The organism is Xenorhabdus thuongxuanensis, from assembly GCF_001908095.1.
Taxonomy (GTDB): Bacteria; Pseudomonadota; Gammaproteobacteria; order Enterobacterales; family Enterobacteriaceae; genus Xenorhabdus; species Xenorhabdus thuongxuanensis.
Map to the genome: position 1 here is coordinate 1 of NZ_MKGR01000040.1, position 16,583 is coordinate 16,583.

The 16,583-nt window shown below is 46.9% G+C and carries 17 protein-coding genes and 3 pseudogenes; 2 read left to right on the forward strand and 18 right to left on the reverse strand.

Features of this window, described 5'->3' with window-relative positions; translation table 11 throughout:
* The 10 genes from Xentx_RS16770 to Xentx_RS19240 all read right to left on the reverse strand — a co-directional run.
* Positions 1-743 (reverse strand): tyrosine-type recombinase/integrase (locus tag Xentx_RS16770; RefSeq protein WP_074021657.1); only part of this gene is annotated, 743 nt, incomplete at its 3' end.
* A 113-nt stretch (positions 744-856) separates the two neighbouring features.
* Positions 857-1,855, reverse strand: a complete 999-nt coding sequence (locus Xentx_RS16775) for a TraI domain-containing protein (protein ID WP_083601047.1) — start codon at positions 1,853-1,855, stop codon at positions 857-859.
* 228 nt (positions 1,856-2,083) lie between these two features.
* The gene (locus Xentx_RS16780) at positions 2,084-2,773 is read right to left on the reverse strand and encodes an N-6 DNA methylase (RefSeq protein ID WP_074021636.1); all 690 of its coding nucleotides are present in this window, start codon (positions 2,771-2,773) and stop codon (positions 2,084-2,086) included.
* Between the two features lie 101 nt (positions 2,774-2,874).
* Positions 2,875-3,798, reverse strand: a complete 924-nt coding sequence (locus Xentx_RS16785; RefSeq protein WP_074021637.1) for a DUF1281 domain-containing protein — start codon at positions 3,796-3,798, stop codon at positions 2,875-2,877.
* Between the two features lie 89 nt (positions 3,799-3,887).
* Positions 3,888-4,196, reverse strand: coding sequence for a TA system toxin CbtA family protein (locus tag Xentx_RS16790; protein ID WP_074021639.1), 309 nt, complete (start codon positions 4,194-4,196; stop codon positions 3,888-3,890).
* Positions 4,197-4,212: 16 nt separating this feature from the next.
* Positions 4,213-4,755, reverse strand: a complete 543-nt coding sequence (locus Xentx_RS16795) for a hypothetical protein (protein ID WP_074021640.1) — start codon at positions 4,753-4,755, stop codon at positions 4,213-4,215.
* A gap of 124 nt (positions 4,756-4,879) precedes the next feature.
* The gene (locus Xentx_RS16800) at positions 4,880-5,344 is read right to left on the reverse strand and encodes an antirestriction protein (RefSeq protein WP_074021642.1); all 465 of its coding nucleotides are present in this window, start codon (positions 5,342-5,344) and stop codon (positions 4,880-4,882) included.
* 96 nt (positions 5,345-5,440) lie between these two features.
* A complete protein-coding gene (locus tag Xentx_RS16805; RefSeq protein ID WP_244149894.1) occupies positions 5,441-6,034 on the reverse strand; it encodes an antirestriction protein in 594 nt (197 codons plus the stop codon).
* Positions 6,035-6,186: 152 nt separating this feature from the next.
* Positions 6,187-7,104: an integrase domain-containing protein gene (locus Xentx_RS16810; protein WP_074021646.1), complete on the reverse strand. Its 918-nt coding sequence runs from the start codon at positions 7,102-7,104 to the stop codon at positions 6,187-6,189.
* A gap of 298 nt (positions 7,105-7,402) precedes the next feature.
* Positions 7,403-7,549: a hypothetical protein gene (locus Xentx_RS19240; protein WP_167366774.1), complete on the reverse strand. Its 147-nt coding sequence runs from the start codon at positions 7,547-7,549 to the stop codon at positions 7,403-7,405.
* A 485-nt stretch (positions 7,550-8,034) separates the two neighbouring features.
* Here Xentx_RS19240 and Xentx_RS16815 point away from each other — a divergent pair, with 485 nt between their 5' ends.
* Complete coding sequence (locus Xentx_RS16815; RefSeq protein ID WP_074021648.1) at positions 8,035-8,649, forward strand: FMN-binding negative transcriptional regulator; 615 nt, start codon at positions 8,035-8,037, stop codon at positions 8,647-8,649.
* Between the two features lie 32 nt (positions 8,650-8,681).
* Here Xentx_RS16815 and Xentx_RS16820 read toward each other — a convergent pair whose 3' ends face one another.
* The 7 genes and pseudogenes from Xentx_RS16820 to Xentx_RS16845 all read right to left on the reverse strand — a co-directional run.
* On the reverse strand, positions 8,682-9,887 hold the full coding sequence (locus Xentx_RS16820; RefSeq protein ID WP_139292518.1) for an MFS transporter: 1,206 nt from the start codon (positions 9,885-9,887) through the stop codon (positions 8,682-8,684).
* Between the two features lie 83 nt (positions 9,888-9,970).
* Positions 9,971-11,446, reverse strand: a complete 1,476-nt coding sequence (locus Xentx_RS16825) for an aldehyde dehydrogenase family protein (RefSeq protein WP_074021651.1) — start codon at positions 11,444-11,446, stop codon at positions 9,971-9,973.
* A 12-nt stretch (positions 11,447-11,458) separates the two neighbouring features.
* Positions 11,459-12,742 (reverse strand): aspartate aminotransferase family protein, encoded by a 1,284-nt coding sequence (locus Xentx_RS16830; RefSeq protein WP_074021652.1) that lies wholly within the window; start codon positions 12,740-12,742, stop codon positions 11,459-11,461.
* Between the two features lie 3 nt (positions 12,743-12,745).
* Positions 12,746-13,879: a thiaminase II/PqqC family protein gene (locus Xentx_RS16835; RefSeq protein WP_083601049.1), complete on the reverse strand. Its 1,134-nt coding sequence runs from the start codon at positions 13,877-13,879 to the stop codon at positions 12,746-12,748.
* On the reverse strand, positions 13,812-14,798 hold the full coding sequence (locus Xentx_RS18625; protein ID WP_083601051.1) for a thiaminase II/PqqC family protein: 987 nt from the start codon (positions 14,796-14,798) through the stop codon (positions 13,812-13,814). The genes Xentx_RS16835 and Xentx_RS18625 overlap by 68 nt, the downstream gene beginning before the upstream one ends.
* A gap of 74 nt (positions 14,799-14,872) precedes the next feature.
* Complete coding sequence (locus Xentx_RS19870; protein WP_279625118.1) at positions 14,873-15,004, reverse strand: hypothetical protein; 132 nt, start codon at positions 15,002-15,004, stop codon at positions 14,873-14,875.
* 443 nt (positions 15,005-15,447) lie between these two features.
* A pseudogene (locus Xentx_RS16845) lies at positions 15,448-15,798 on the reverse strand (transposase); the annotation flags it as partial.
* Positions 15,799-15,859: 61 nt separating this feature from the next.
* Between Xentx_RS16845 and Xentx_RS16850 the strand changes: the two are divergent.
* Positions 15,860-16,185 (forward strand): annotated as a pseudogene (locus tag Xentx_RS16850) (IS1-like element transposase); the annotation flags it as partial.
* Positions 16,186-16,465: 280 nt separating this feature from the next.
* Here the strand turns inward: Xentx_RS16850 and Xentx_RS18940 are convergent.
* Positions 16,466-16,583, reverse strand: a pseudogene (locus tag Xentx_RS18940) (IS5/IS1182 family transposase); the annotation flags it as partial.

Here is a 16,583-nt window from a genome sequence, read left to right on the forward strand (position 1 = left end):
TATTGGTAACGGGAAAGCCGGCTGGGGTGCGGCACACTTAACCGGCTGAGATCGAAAATTGGATCGTGGCCTTCAGCACCGGCAGCCATCGCCCTTGCCACGAGTTGTGCCAGCCAGGGTTTGAGTTGCGGAATAATCGGTATCTCCCATTCGCTGTGGTTTTTACTGCCTTCCAGCCCCAGTTCAATATAATTGCTTTCCAGGTTAATATCCCGCAGCCGCAGGTGCAGTAACTGGTTCTGGCGCATCCCCGTAAAGCGCAATGTCGCCAGTACGGTTGACCAATACCAGGTTGGGTACAGCGCACACCGCCCTCCCCGTGGCATCACGTCGGTTCTTTCTTCTTCCGCAAACTTCCCCATCAACAGGTTAATACGGGTTATCTGCGGCTGACTCAAAATCTTCTTCTTTTTCTTCTCTTTTTTAACCACGGCGTGGTTAAACGGGTTTTCGGTGTGGGGCAGCAATTTTTGCGCCATACCGAAATTAAAAATCGCCCGCAGGTGGGCTACCTTATTGTTCCAGGTATGGCTCGACTGCTTTTTTTCCACCAGAAGATGGCGCCGCCACCGCAACACATCCCGATGAGTGATCTGCGCCGGTGATACCGCTTCCCCCATAAACCGGATAAAACCCCGTGTGACCTTACGATAACTCCATTCGGTATCCGGTCGCAGGATATGTGAAAAAAAGTACTCTTCTAATAGCGCTTCCCAACTGAGGGGTTCTGCTGTGTGCAACATATTATTTTTTCCTCGGCTCATCCTGCCGTTTCCTGTCCAAAAACAATTCGCGGCAATAAAATAAAAATAACTGTTTGAATTATTTATCTTTAAATGATGAATGCTGGTGACTGTCAGGGGCAATACTTTCTTTCTCCCGTTTTGACCGTTTGGTCAGTTTTGAGGCGGGGGGGGTGACTTTTTCCCTGATTTTGCGGCGAAGATCCATCAGGTGACTGAAATAAGGATAATAACGTCAGGGTATCATCAGACACGGATGGCGGTGGGGTTGTGATTTCACTGACAGGCGGCGTGGGTCTCGTTTCCGGTACCGGATTGTATTCGGAAGAGCACGCCGCCTCCTTCGCCGGAGATGGAGAAACTCCCTGTTTTCCCCGCAAAGGGGAATGAACCTGCCCGGCAGCGTCCTGAAGTAAGGTATCTATCAGCGGAACAGTGGAGGGACACCCATTGAGATGCTGCATCAGACAATGCCAGACTGCCGGTACACTCACCAGCCACATCATGGCTTTTTCTGGTAACAAACAGGCAGCCAGCAACACTTCCTGCGGAACCGACGGTATGTTCTCCGGTGCGAGAAAACGGAAACGAAACGGTTTATCGGGGATACCCATGCCCGGTTGCCAGACATGCCCGTCTTCCAGTTCTCCTTCGAGCTGCCGCAATAACGGCAGGTGGTAAAACAACGCCGCCCAGAATACCACCGCCTGCCACAACAGGCTCTGTGCCGCCTGCGTTTCGGGTGCCGCCCCCGGTGGTAACAGATGCCCTTTCGCCAGCCGCACGGCACAGGTGGTAAATTGCAGCGTCAGGTCGGCAAATCCCCCTGCCCCTGACCAGTCACCTTCCGACGTAGCGGGTACTTGCTGGACACTGCCCAGTAATTGCTTCACCGGTGCAAGATAGAAACGCTGATACAGCCCTTCCGGCAAGGCACTGTTTTGCCATAATTGCTGAAGACACTGGCGGCGCAGGGGCGTTGCCAGTAACTCGTCAGCCGATTGCGGCCGGAAATAGCCCTGGCTGTCACGAATAGCGGCCGGTTGTTGCTCGGGGGATTTTTGCGGTGTGGCAGACTGGCGGGCAAAATGCGATTTAAAACGTTCAAACATAGTTTTTCCTCTTTCGGTTCAAATTGGGTTCAGTGTCGGTAGATCCCAATCGGAAACAAGGAGAAACTCTTTTTGCGAAAATGAAAATTAAACTGACCCGATTCATCCATGGATTCATTTACCGGGTCACTTTAATTCTAATTATAAATCAATACATTAACACTACTCAAAAGTAAGAAAGCGCCCCGAAAGGCGCATGAGAACAAGAGAATAGATACTGAGAAAAATTCAGGCTGCCTGTGGCTGTTGATGCTCCCGTAAACGGTTCGACCAGTTACCCAGATAATGTGCCGGTGTATAGCGGGTTCGCTGACTGCCACCATCATGCAGGGCATTGCCAATGGTGACCGCGGCCGGAATGCCGGTCAGGGCAAGCTGGATGTAGGCCATCACCGCGGCCAGCGGATCAATATCAATCGCTGAGACCCACAGACTGCATAACGGATCATGCCCCTGCGCTCTCAAGACGTCGGCAGCGGCCAGCGTCATACAACCCGCCCCACAGGCCGGCTCGTACAGGGTGATAAAGGGTTTCTCCTGCAAGCGTGCAGAGACATCCTGCAACTGCATCTCCGCCATCATTCTGGCCACGCACCAGGGGGTAAAAAACTGATTAAGTTCTTTATTACCTAAATCAAGCGCCATAAACACACTGCCCAGAAAATCACCGGGTTCCTGCGCCAGTCCCAGCACGGTACAGGAAAAGAGTTCTACAATCCGGTCAACATCCTCCCGTTCGTACTTATTGATGGTTTTCAGGTAATACTGCTCCAGCGCCTCACAATAATGGTATTTATTGTGAATGGCGGTCATTGCACAATTGCAAAAATCCTGAAAAACCTGATAACGACGGTGGTCACGTGCCGTCTGGTTAAACAAAGAAATAAAGGCTTTCTGATAATCGGGTTGAGATGCCATCACCTGTTTTCCCTGAAGAACAAAAAGAGAAAAAGGAAAACGCGTCCCGAAAGGGGAACGTGCTTCCCCATTCGGTTGGTATAGTTTAAATAAGCAATGCGTTACTGCCCAACGGCAATGGCCGGCACGGGCAGGTTCACCGCCCGTTTGTCATCGTTGACCAGATAAAGCGTAGGCCGGTCCTCCCGTCCTGACAGCCCGTTGCCACTGTCCACATGCTCGCCCTGGTCATAGCAATCGTAACCTTTGAGGCTTCCTGACGGTTCGCTGTACCAGTGGCGGATTTCACAGTCAAACACCGATGACAGCTCGCCCATCAGTTCGGCCGACGGGGGTGCCCAGGGGGAATCAAAGCGCACGGTCAGGCTGCTGACATGCCGGCGCTCCCAGCGGACATGGTGACCCAACGGCCATTCCATACCGTATTGCGCGTCGTAAAACTGCGCCGGAGTCGCGATGCCTTTGAGCAAGCCACTGTTGCCGTTAATCTCGGTGGCAAGGCGGGTCGGCATTATCATCAACATATCGCAGGGCTGCGCCGATCCCGGGTAAGTGTTCAGCTTATCCCAGCACGCGCCGATATCGATAGTTTCAGACCAGCCCACCATGCCAAACCAGTCGGTATACTGGCGGGTCAGGAGACGGGTGATAATGTCACGCGCCGGCGCCGGTACATTGTCCCAGCGCACCAGGCTGAGACAGGACTGGCGGTACAGGTTATCGGTCCGTTTAATGTTGTCACTGTTTAACGGCACATTATCCTGCAACAACTTAAGCCACTGTTCAAAAGCCAGGTTCTGTGCCGTCGGCGCCGCCGTGCCGCACACCAGTGCCGGGTAAGGCGCATAGGTTTGCGGTTTAGTCGGTTTCAGTATCCCCGCACAGCCGGCCAGAAACAGCCGCAGGCTTTGCTGTACCGCCTGACGGTAACGGGGGGGTTCTTCCCCGCAGACCCATTGCTGCATCACGTCAATACACACCGACTTACCGGTGATGTCCAGTTGATTAGTATACCATTCTGCCATGGTCAGGTTCCTCATTGGATGAATCAGCATAAACCGGAGGAACCGCGCCATCAGGGCACCGCTCCCCCGATGGGTGATTGAAAAATAGGTTATTCGGACTGTGACCCGGTGTCCTGACTGAGCAGCGTCTCGGTAATACCGCAGTCGAAAATTGCCCTCAGCTCATCATGAATCCCCAGGTACGGTGTACTGCGCTGGATACCCTGCGCATTCAGCCGGGTTAAATCGTATTTATCCACCAACGCATTGATGGCTTCAAAGGGCTGGACGCCACTGGCCATCAGTTCAGCCACGGTGTCAGCATCACACAGGGCCGTATCATTCAGGTTCAGGCCAAAATGCCGTTTCAGCAGCGTGCCGGCAATGACCTGCCAGACGGTTAGACGTAAAGGTGCCATAGTAATATCTCACACGTTAAATACTGACTGTCGTGCTGTGCCGGAGAATATCCTGCACTTCACGGCACTCGTGATAACGGGGCGAAACCCCATGCAGCGACAGTAAGTGCGCCTCATGCCACAATGCCCGGGCGGCCGGGATATTCTGCCAGCCCTGCTCAAATACCGCCGACTGACACAACTGCTGTTGCCGCTTTTCCAGTGACAGGCGCTCTGAGGCCAGCGTCACCGGCTGTGCCCAGACAATTTCGTCATAAAACCGGCCACCGAGCACTTTTCTGTCCCCGGCGTCATAAATCATGACGGTTAACGGAAAAAACACACACGCCGCCTGACCGGATGGAGTCTCCGGCACCGGCCAGTCGCCCAGCAAATGGATAACCTTCAGCCGCTGCACCACCTCCATAACCGAGAAAGCTTCGCACACCGTCAGGGTTTCCGCCCGCAGAGACGGGGGCATTTGTGGGGGTTGCATCAGGCCGGTGACCTGGGCAGTAAAAATATCTTCACGTAAGGCCGGATTGGTTTCAGCCGGCACGGGCAGAAAAATCGGGTTCATCGGTATTTCCTTGATTGAATGTCAAATAAAGAAAACACCCGCCCGATGCCGGGAAGGTGTTTTCGGCTCCCTGGTCAGGCGCTTAAGAAAAGAGCAGGGTTAACAGCAACATAGGCCGATAACCTCAATGATGATGATGATTTTGATTTTCGATTAATGACGGACTGATAAAGTCTTCGTGGAGTCTCAATGTCATGACTGATTCTATCAGGCCATTTTCCGGATGTTGCTTCGCATATTCCCGCAGTTCGCGAAACCGACAGGCATCCGCATTCAGCTCATTCAACGCGGCGATACGGGCAAGCACGATTGACGTCACCGCCAGCCCGAAGGCATCGGCTGAGAGTGTCACCGTTAACTGCGTGTCCGACAGGTACACCGGATAGTTTTTCGCTGATGTCGGCACCATATAGGCCAGCGACTCAGACACCTGACGGCCTGTCCATTGCTCAGACGGGTAATCCCGGCATAACGTTGAGGCAGTATTGACAACCAGAAATCCCAGAAACAACCGCTCCAGCGATTTTTTGCCGGGAAATGCCGCGGACAGCGCGAGACTGTCCAGCATGATAAGGTCACCTTCTTGCATGATGTTCTCCTGTAAATAAAAAAGACGGAGAACACCCTGCCCGATGGGAAAGGAATTCCCCGTCGGGTGACTGGCATTGTGCCAGGGTAGATTAAATTATCGCCATGCCCCCGCTAAACTTAAAGCCGCCCGGATACACGGGGCCTGGGGGTGTTGCAGCGCATATTCCCGCAAATCACACAACCGTTCAGTGATTTCATCCTGCTTTACCAGTGCCGTCAGATAGCCCAGTACCGTCAGGGTGACCATCAGCCCGAACGTATCCGCTGACACCTCGCTGTTAAAGTCAGTGGTCTCGATTTTGACCCCATACGTGTCAGCGCGGGTCGGCACGGCATAGGCAATTTTGTCGGACACTTTCCGGCACTGCCAGGTATCACACCGGTAATCCTCACACAGCGTAACCGCCGCTTTAATGACCGAGTGTTCCAGCAGCCTCAATTCCAGTGGGCTACTTTGCGGAAAGACGTCCGCAAAAGGGGACAATTCAGACGCCGGTACAGCATGCACCGTTGTCCTGGTTTCGTTTTGTTGCATAGTGGACTCCTTTAAAATAACGGAGAACACCTTGCCCGACGGGAAGCATGTTCCCCGTCCGGGTTGACTGGCTGGGTTGCCAGCGTGGATTAAATAACCTTCATCATCAACAAAGATGATATCTGCTTCCAAAGGTGGGCAGATGTACCACACAGTGTGTACTCCCTTGCAGGCTACGGGAGTGTGGGTGTCGCTGCCCGAAGGTGATCCTCACAAGCGACCGGATCATATGTAAGCCTTATCACGCTAATAAACGGAAGTCATAAGGTCAATACGTAATTCATTTTCTATCGGGGAAAATAACGCTATTCCGTTTCCCCGTTCTGATAATAGATCTGTTTGATATAACGCCCGCGCCCGTCACCGTGTCCCAAATCCATCGCGACCAATGCCAGTGCTTCCCGATCGCTGAAACCCTGCGCTTGATAATGTTCGCCGGATTGCTGGGCAAAATGATAGCGCATACTGTGCGGGGCTTTACTGCCGTTCAGCCCTGCCCTTCTGACAATATAGCGGTAGCGGTCTATGGCCTGCGTGATCGTCGGTTTATCAATCAGTTTGCCGCTGTGTGGATGCATTTCGCACTCAGCGTAGGCAATGGCGTGTTGCAGCGCTGCCCGATCCAGTATCACCGTTGGCCTCGGATGCCCGCCTTTGGTGCCAAACACCACCCGCACAGACGTCTGCCCGTTTTCCAGCGCTTTTTTCCAGGTGGCTAAGGACTTATAGGCTTCTACCGCTTCTTTGGTACGCAGTCCCAGTACCCAGGCCAGTTGCATCACCGCCGCCACGCGCCGATCTTTTTGTTCGACCTGCTGAAAGATTTCTCTGAATGCGGCCGGTGTCAGCGCAGCTTTTGTTCCCTTACGGCGGGTGTTTGCAATTCCCAGCGCCCGGTTGTTCAGCCGCGCATTGTCGGTGGATGCCAACTTGTGTTTTCCGGCCCGCGCCAAAATCATGCGCAGTGCCGACATCTCATTTTGCAGGGTTCGATGGCTGATATGGCTGGCTTTACGTTCAGCAATATAGCGCTCAATGTGTCGGGTTTTCAGGCTGTCCATCTGCCGGAGCCTGATGCCATTGTCTTTCAGAAAGCCAAGAAACTGCCGGGCAATCCGCTCACGATCGGCCACCGTGGCAAAACTCCCACCCGCTTGCCGGGCGTGGGTAATAAATTCTTTTCTGAACCGCTCAATTTTCGAACGTGCTGATTTCTGCGCCATTCCCGCCTCTCCTGCTAACTTGCCGTGTTTTTATTCATTTTTAAACAAATCCCTGCATGTCGGTTCAGGTTCACCGTTCCGTGGTGCGCCAGACAATGTGTAGCAGAGCGAGGGTTATGTTAAGTTTTTGCAGGAGTTCGCTACGTGCTCAGCACGGCGGTGGCATACTCCCCGTTCAGTGCCTGATTCATTCAGGATGAACGCCTCATTATCTTGACGTGATGAATTTCTCCTTCATTTTTACTGCATCAGCCTGCAATCAGGCAATGGGTTGAAAATCCGATAAGACGATCGTTTATCAATCAAACAAAATGGCGGTTAATGGTCTGTTTTGCGTGGTTTCACTGAGTAATGCGGGGTTCAAATCGGCCGTAAAGTCAGGCTCTACGTGCTCTGGACGTTGGACGCCTGGCGGCGTCACTTGGTAAACGCTGCGCTTTAACACAAGTGACGCCGCGCCGTTTTCGGGACGTTTTTCGTGATAAATACAAAATACAGGTGAATGTTGTACCGGTTAAAACGGTATCGATTAACGTAAGGCAGAGCCTGTTCTGCTCGGTTATGTATGTGAATAGCCGATGATGAATACCACCGGGAAACTTTCATCCCCAGACGGAGGGTTAGGTGTCCGAGGATATCTGCTTCCAAAAGTGCGCAGATGTACCGCATTGCATGCACTCCCTTTCAGGCTACGGGAGTTTTTTTTCGCCGCTTAACGCTGATCCTTGCAGGCAATGGATCATTGGTAACAGTGAATACCTTATCGATTAGATTGGGAGAGATCAAATTTTTGTTTGATGACAGGCTGTGAGGGAATGCGTCATTATTTTGTTGATGAAAATAACTTCACATCGGTTCATAATCTAGGCAAACATGACAAAATGCCCATAATGACTATACCGCTATCACTACTTAATTGGAGCAACGACAATGTATATACCAAAGAAAATGGAAATGACCGATCAAAACAGCGTGTCGACTTTTATTATCAACAACAGCTTTGGATTATTGATCTCTCCTTCACTAATAGGCACCCATCTTCCTTTTGTTTTTGCCCCCGAAGAAGGAAAGAGGGGGGTGTTATATGGGCACGTGGCCAAAGCTAATCAGCACTGGAAAGAATTTGATGGCCAGCGAGTATTAGTGGTCTTTACTGGGCCACATGCTTATATTTCACCAACTTGGTATAAAGCACAACATGCTGTTCCCACTTGGAATTATTCAGCAGTACATTGCTATGGAGTAGCAGAAATCCTAGGAAACGAAGAGACAAAATTGGCCATGGAAACCCTAGTCAATACCTTTGAACCTAATCTGGTAGAAAACAAAGAACTTATGCCAGACTCTTACCTCAATCAAAAAATGCAAGCGATAGTTGGGTTCAAAATTTGGCTTGACGAAATTCAGGCTAAAGAAAAGCTCGGCCAGCATAGAAGTCAAGATGACCAACGAGGTGTTTATACGGCGTTAGAAAACAGTACACAGAGTGACAACGTAAAATTGGCGAATTATATGAAAAAGCGTCATATTGGCACTGGCGATTAAGGTGTTTGCCAGTAAGCCTGTGTTATCGTAGACTATTTCACCCTCACCATTGGGCTCAGGTAACACGCAAGTCCTGTACTAATCTGAATCACTGCACAAACGATAAACAGCAGAGCTATCCCTCCCCACGAAATCACATATCCAGAAATAGACAAACCGAAAGGTAAGCCTAATTTAAATATTGTGCCAGTAATACCCATGACTCTCCCTAGATTCTCTGCTTTGACACTTTCTTGACGGTAAGTGTAAACAAGAAGAGCTGTGATTATTTCGAAGAAATTCGCCCAGAAGAAAGCAAAAATTAACATGACAGAATGGTTAAAAAATAGAATCAAAAGATAGCCAACTGCCTGAATGGTCATAGTTACAATCAACACTAACCCTAAACCAAATCGGTTTCGTAGGCGAACTGCCAATAACGAGCCTAGTATCGCGCCTATTCCGCCCGCAGACACCATGTAGCCAATGTTAACAGCGTTCATGGCCAGAGAAGTTTTGGCATAATAGATCGCTTGCAGAGAAAACACTATTGAGCAAGTATTTAATACCATGATAGCCAGCGCCATATGATATAGTGGAATATTAGCTTTTAATATCTGCCAACCTTTAACGATAGACGTTCTTACATTTTCGGTAGTTCTGAGTACCTCTTTTTCGTACGGCATTTTGAACAAATAACACCAAGCAATACACAGAAATAATGCTATCCATAGAAAAATAATATGGGAGGATGAGAATAAAATAATTACCCCCGACAGCAAAGGGCCAAGTGTCTGGAACAGGCTATTCAGTGAACTCATACTGGAGATAGCTGCACCTTGCAATTTTTCGGGTAATGCATGTTTCAGCATTCCCATTCTGGCGTTAAGATAGCCAAAGTTAAAAGTCATCATAAAGAAGGCACAAGGGAATAACACCCACAATGGGTTTGAACCAAACTCAATAGCTAACCAGCTAGCCAGCAAACACCCAATCTGTCCTGCAATCATCCATTGAGACCAAACTCTACGATCCACTCGATCAATCAAAACTCCGATCACTGCGGCCAGAAGAATATAAGGTAGAAACTCGGCAGCACGCATCCAGCCCATAATTTCCGATGAACGGGTCATATCGTAGATTAATAACGGTAATGCCAGCTCATAAACTTTCCCCCCTAAATGACAAAACAGCGCCCCTGAAAATAGCATCCGAAACTGCTTATGTTTCCATAGAGAGTACTCTTCAGCCTTTTCCAAAATGTCCCTCCACTACACGGTCTCTGTTTTATATAACCGCTAAAATCTTCGATTGAAGAAAATCAATAAACTGACACAATATGTCATTTCAGAGCACCATATCTGGGCAGCGCATAACTATTAAGGGGTAAACATAGGGTTTGTGTTTGGGTATATTGTTCTAAACTCCAATACCCGCCCACAGTACCAATACCACTCTGTTTAAAGCCGCCAAACGGACAACGAATATCTCTGATATACGGTGTGTTTATACCTATATTACCCACCCGCATTTTCCGAGCAAAAGACAGTGCTTTTGAATCACTCTCACTCCATACTGTTCCTGCAAGGCCAAATTGGGAATCATTAGCTAAAGAGAGAGCATGTTCTTCGTTTTCGGCGATAAAAATTGCTACGACTGGCCCAAAGATTTCTTGTGTAGCCAATGAACTTTGAGGATGCACCCCAGTTAAAACAGCAGGCTCAATGTAAAACCCCCGATAGCAATCCATAGGCACGATCCCACCAGCACACAAACTAGCGCCTTCTTGCTGTGCCTGAGTTATGGCCTTCAGTATGTTTTCTCGGTGACTTGCACTAATCATTGGCCCAATTTCGCTGGTTTCATCAAATGGGTCACCTACACGAATATTCTGAGTTCGCTCAATAAACTGACAGCTAAAAGTTTTGGCGATTGTTTTGTCGACGATGATGCGAGATCCCGCAGTACACACCTGCCCATTGCTGCTGAAAGCAGATACTAATGCGCCGTCTAACGCCGCATCAATATCTGCATCCGCCAACACCACCGTAGGCGATTTCCCCCCTAATTCCAGCAATGAACGCCGCAATGTGCCCGACGAATATCTTAAGACATCTTTTCCAACTTGAGTGCCTCCAACAAAACATAATAAATCAATATCAGTATGTCGAATAAGTGCCTCTCCAGTCGGCTGACCTGCCCCGTGTACGATATTGACTACGCCTTCAGGCAGACCGATTTCTGCAACTATTTGACCAAGGAAAGAAACAGTGATGGGCGCTAATTCTGAGGGTTTCAAAATCACAGTGTTACCCGCGATCAGCGCAGCAGCTAAGTTAATTGAAGAAACAGATAATGGGCCATTCCATGGTGTCATGATAGCAACGACTCCTACAGGAACATGATGAGTAAAATTAATGTAGGAATGCCCTATTGGAATAGCACTGCCAAAGAAACGCTTACCCTCTTCTGCAAAAAAACGAAAGTGTTCTACTGCACGCGGAAGATGACCATGTAAACACATTTTCGATAAGAAACCCGTGTCTTCACATTCATACTGAGCAAATAGAGGCAAGTTATCTTCTAACGCATCCGCAATCATATGCAGGTACGACGCTCTCTCTTCTACCGTCAGTCGTGGCCATGGTCCCTGCTCATATGCTATTCTGGCCGCATACACGGCGGAATCAACATCAGTAGACGAAGACACGTTAAATTGAGCAATGCGTTCTTCGGTCGACGGATTGATTGAAAATAATCTATCCCTACTCGTTGCTTTGACATGCCTGCCATTAATAAAATTGACAATATCTATCATGCTCCCTCCCACTCAATCCGCTAAACCCATTGCGCTATTTTGGTTTAATAACTTAACAAACGCCATATGGAATCTATCCACCGCATCTTCAAGAATGTCATCCGTGTGGCAAGTACTGAGCCAACCATGAGACTTGTGCATATCAATGCCATGCTGGATAAGGAGTATTTTTAGTTCGTTATAAACAGCCGCATTTTTTTGCGTTATCCAGAACGCCTCTTCAGAAGGAGAAATATCTACCCCTTCTTTTTGCGCACCAATCAATATGTGAAAGATCGATGATTGATGAAACAGTTGTACATCAATACCAACCTGCTCAGCCTTTTCATTGACCGCATTCACAAACGTTATTGTGTTTTTATTCAGTGTCTCTTGAACAGCACCGTCAGCCACAAGTGCCAAAGTGGCCAAGCCAGCACTGGCGGATAATGGGTTACCGTTGAACGTACCTGTATGGAGCACTTTAGTATTATGTCCAGCTTCAAAACAGGACATAACCATCTGAGAACCCGCTATCGCGCCACCGGGTAATCCACCACAGAGCACTTTAGATAATGTGGTCACATCTGGCATAATGGAAGATAACTGTTGTACGCCACCCGGTGCATAACGAAACCCACTCATCACCTCATCAAAAATGAGCAGGGTATCGTAACGCTGAGTAATATTTCGTAACTCCTGTAAATACTGTCTATTGTATGGAAGGGTACCACTGCTACCTCCCCCTGGCTCTAAGATAACTGCCGCCGTTTTTCCTTCCATCAAAGACGTTTCCACGACTTCCAGATCGAACGGTGGAACTAATTGCAGATAATGAGCAGAGTCTGGATGCGAACCCGTTGGCCACCCATCGACAACACCTGAAAGTGCTTCATCATGCCAGCCATGGAAATGTCCATCAATTCGCATGATATAAGGTTTGCCGGTATAAGCTCGAGCCAGGCGCAAAGCCAGTAGCGTAGCTTCGGTACCCGATGCACAGAACCTGACCAGTTCAGCACTGGGCACCATTTGAATTATTTTTTCAGCCCATTCCACCAACAAGGTGTGATTACCGGAAAGATGTGTGCCACTATTTAACTGAGTGGCAATTGCCTGAATCACGGCAGGATGATTATGACCCAGAATTAACGAGCCATGCCCCATCCAAAAATCTGTGTATTGTCGATTGCTTGTATCCCACTTATAAGCACCATTAGCATGTTTAAATACGACGGGATGTGCGGAAGCCCAACTATCATGCGTTGTTCCACCCGCAATGGCACGTTTTGCACGCAGTTCCCAATCTTGCATCATTGATTACCCCTTGTTCTCGGCCAACAGGAAGTCAATGACTTGTGGTGCACGCCTCGGTAATTGAGAATCTTCTTTCCCATAATATTCGAATAGGTATTCGTAATAGAGAATAAAACAATTAACGAGCTGGCGAACAGTGACAAATGTACGTTTTACCTCACGATGAGAAATAATCTCATCATTTGCATAAAGGTTTTCAAAAATAGATATTTGATGATCTAACCGGGCATCAATCAAAGCATGTTTAAGAAAAGAGCCAAACATGCCCTGGGCAAAAGGATATAACTCAATCAACTGAGAATAGTATTCGGTCAAATCAATTTTGCTGAAACTCTTGCCGTCAGACTGCATTAATGAGAATACGGCGGTGTATACTAAAGAGCTTTCCATTGCCACTTCATTAAGATAATTGATCAGTGCCCGCGTACTGGGTAACGGAAGGGATTTTTTCACCAGCGTTGCAGATAAGCCATCCTTCATTAGCCCCTGTAGGAAAATTTCCCCATGATCTGATTCCTCAGCATAATGAGCGGCTATTTTCTGGCGAACATCAATCGACTCGCGGCAATATGCAACGCCAGCAGCCATATATTCATTGGCAGCATCTACATAGTGATAAAATTCAATACCCCAACCTAAAATTTGCCTTTTAGAGCAAGTGCCATTATGCACTTTTTCCCAAAATATTTGATTATTAATATGCTGCCGCCAAAAAACTATTTCTTGTTTTACTAACTCAACTAATTGATAACCAGTAAGCGATCCTTTATTCTCATTATTTATATCAATTAGCACAGATTCACCACACAAATAATCCAGCAGGCTGATAATATCTTCTGATGCAAGGCATGTTTTCTGTGAAATTATATTAACGGTATTAGTACCATTGAGGAAGCTGAAAATTCCTTGGATCATTTCCGCACTTTTGCCAGAGAAGGTATAATCATTACTGGGTACGCTAAGAATAGCTTCGTGACCTTTTACCATTAAAGTAGCTTGAGGAAGGCATTTAGGTAATGAATCTGGAGTTAATATTCTACCCATTTGATTTGTCATAATAACTCCTGACTTAACGATAACGAGAAGGGTTAATGATCTCATTGAAAGATATGTTTCTATAGTGGGCTTGAATATCATGCGTCCACAATTTTAACGTTTCGACCAATATCTCTGCTGACTTGATAGCATCATTAGCTCGCTCTTTTTCCAATGTTGAGATGCAAGCACAGACTTTCTCCAACCAATCATTATGCCCGTACTCCTCATCCAAATAGGCATGTTCAATTAAAGGCTGGACTATCCCTTTATTTTCTTTATCGTAGTATTGGATAAGCGAATTATAAAACACCATACCCTCTTTACGATCTCCACCTGTAGATTCAAGAAATGCCGAACATGTGGCATAAGAGATAACATCTCTACGACCACATTCGCGCATATGATTAATAATGGCGATTGTGCTCGGCAGTGGCTGGTGATTCAAAACTTGTTTTTTGGTAAAACCTAATCGTTTGAGTGCCTTCATAAAAAACATATGGTGGTTATATTCTTCAATAAAATGCTGAGAAAAAAGAACCCGAATTTGTTTATGTTCGTTAGCAGCCGCAGTGACTAATGAGAGACGTTTAGTCGCCCCCTCAATAAAATAGAAATTTTCTAACAGCCACCCAGCGAAAGCTGATCTGGATAATTTTCCAGTAGTGAGTTCATACCAAAAATCAAGAGTAAATACATCCCTTTTCCATTTAGGGAAAATTTCTCGACACATTTTTGCAAAATTCTGCGGGTCGACCGTGTTATTTGATGGTAAGTTTTCCATCTTTACTACATTTGCATCAATTAGATGAACTAATAAATCGTGAATTTCTTCTTCATCGTAATGATATTTTTCAGACAAAGTACTGAACGTATTATTTCCATCCATATCTAACAGCAAATTTTTAAGCTGCTGAGGATTTTCGGTTTCAATAGTGATATCTACATCATTAGCCATTATTTTTATTGCCGTTGGTTGTTCGTGAAGTGCAGAAAAATACTTTAAGTATGGACAGTCCATGAACCTTCTCCTCAACTTTCATGTCAAAATATAAAGGCTGCTACCAACAACAGCCTTTATATTTACTTTAAGAATTATTTGACCAAAGCGCCTAGAGCACGACGTTCTTCCTGGTTGGATTTTTTCTTAACATTAAGTGAAAAGTTTTTTGTTTGTTTTTTAGAATCAACAGATTCAGCATTTTGATTGTTCTTGATGTTTTGCATAATATTTTCCTATTTATATTAATTAAATTAAAATACCAATGAAACATACCATTAACATTTCCATTACAAAACTAGCTCGCTAAAACACCAGAGTCAATATCATATTGGCAAAAATTAGGAACTGTTGATGTTTTGTATACATCACTTATTCTGCCCCTTGATACCTTGCTTTTTCCTGCCAATCCATTGATGTCCGCTCTCACCTGTAACCTTTATGCCGGCATTATTCATTTTCATTCACGGCATTCTCATCTACGCTATTAACCCACAAGCGTTTTATATTCTTGTATTGCGGCAACTTATGTCCAAAAATGCTTTTCTGGTGTTATCTCTGAAAATGTAGGATGCGTAAGCGCTTACGATTAGCCTATGACGTGATGAAATTAGGCACATTATTTAACGCAGAAATATCGCTTGCAGTTTAATTAACGCGATGCTCGACTTTAACACCCAATAACGAGAGTTTGTTGAAGCCAGTCGCGTTGTTTTTTACCTTGTTTAAAGTTGGCAAAAATACCTAATGTGTGAGCAAGCAGCTTTCTGGCGATTCGATTGCTCAGATGCCACATATCCCGCGCCCAGCACTTCTCGATAGCCAATTGCCCGGCGAGTTGACCAATCACAGTTTCAATGAGACGCCGTTTGGCATTGATGCATTTTCTCGTCTCTTTGGGAACAGGGTCATCCATATTGGCTCGCACCGGCGTTATCATTTCAATGCCTTCTCTCTTCATTTCCTGTTTAAATTCAGTGCCTAAGTATCCTTTATCACCGAGTAAATAGCCGGTTATTGGGTCATGCTTCCAATGATTAGATCTTGTGATAAACTCCCTGCTTTTTATTATGTGGTGAGAGATGGCTAAAGTTGATGTGGTTTGTCGTTACTGTCATAAAACAGAAGAGGTTAAAGGGCATGGAAAAGGGCGTACTGGTCATCCCCGCTATCACTGCTATGCCTGCCGTAAAACCTTTCAACTGAATTATGCCTATCAAGCCTGTTATCCCGGCGTGAAAGAGCAAATTATTGATATGGCAGTGAATAACTCCGGTGTCAGGGACACGGCTCGGGTTCTGAAAGTCGGCATTAACACCGTCATTCGCACATTAAAAAACTCACACCAAGACAAGTGACTACGCTGCCGCTTGCGGGCAGTGAGATTCATCTTGTCTGTGAAATAGACGGTGCGCTGGGAAAAGCTGCACTGTTTCTTGCGGGTGAAAGCCCCGTCGTAGAAGATTAGCCAGATCACTACGTAGCGAGTTTTGCATCTCCGGCGGTAACAAAGGAGATGAAGCGTAGACAGCGAAACATTCGAGCCGAAATCAATAGGTGAACGTGATAACTCCGAAATTCACTGATTGTGTTGTGCCGATGGTATCGTCGAACCAGCAGGCAATAGTTTCTGAATGGGCACACTGGCGATTTTTTCCAGTCAGAAGCACACACCGGAGTCTCACAGCCTATTCAGTATTTTTTCTACGCAGCAACACGACGAGAAATGCCAGATTGACGAACTGAAGGCTGGTATTCAAATATCTCTCACAGTTCTTCCACAATCGTCGGCATTTTTCCAGCCAA

Excerpts from the sequence above, each read along its gene's own strand:
- Xentx_RS16775 (WP_083601047.1), bottom strand. The coding sequence starts at position 1,855 with ATGTTTGAACGTTTTAAATCGCATTTTGCCCGCCAGTCTGCCACACCG.
- Xentx_RS16780 (WP_074021636.1), bottom strand. The coding sequence starts at position 2,773 with ATGGCATCTCAACCCGATTATCAGAAAGCCTTTATTTCTTTGTTTAAC.
- Xentx_RS16785 (WP_074021637.1), bottom strand. The coding sequence starts at position 3,798 with ATGGCAGAATGGTATACTAATCAACTGGACATCACCGGTAAGTCGGTG.
- Xentx_RS16790 (WP_074021639.1), bottom strand. The coding sequence starts at position 4,196 with ATGGCACCTTTACGTCTAACCGTCTGGCAGGTCATTGCCGGCACGCTG.
- Xentx_RS16795 (WP_074021640.1), bottom strand. The coding sequence starts at position 4,755 with ATGAACCCGATTTTTCTGCCCGTGCCGGCTGAAACCAATCCGGCCTTA.
- Xentx_RS16800 (WP_074021642.1), bottom strand. The coding sequence starts at position 5,344 with ATGCAAGAAGGTGACCTTATCATGCTGGACAGTCTCGCGCTGTCCGCG.
- Xentx_RS16810 (WP_074021646.1), bottom strand. The coding sequence starts at position 7,104 with ATGGCGCAGAAATCAGCACGTTCGAAAATTGAGCGGTTCAGAAAAGAA.
- Xentx_RS16815 (WP_074021648.1), top strand. The coding sequence starts at position 8,035 with ATGTATATACCAAAGAAAATGGAAATGACCGATCAAAACAGCGTGTCG.
- Xentx_RS16825 (WP_074021651.1), bottom strand. The coding sequence starts at position 11,446 with ATGATAGATATTGTCAATTTTATTAATGGCAGGCATGTCAAAGCAACG.
- Xentx_RS16830 (WP_074021652.1), bottom strand. The coding sequence starts at position 12,742 with ATGATGCAAGATTGGGAACTGCGTGCAAAACGTGCCATTGCGGGTGGA.
- Xentx_RS16835 (WP_083601049.1), bottom strand. The coding sequence starts at position 13,879 with ATGATATTCAAGCCCACTATAGAAACATATCTTTCAATGAGATCATTA.
- Xentx_RS18625 (WP_083601051.1), bottom strand. The coding sequence starts at position 14,798 with ATGGACTGTCCATACTTAAAGTATTTTTCTGCACTTCACGAACAACCA.
- Xentx_RS19870 (WP_279625118.1), bottom strand. The coding sequence starts at position 15,004 with ATGCAAAACATCAAGAACAATCAAAATGCTGAATCTGTTGATTCTAAA.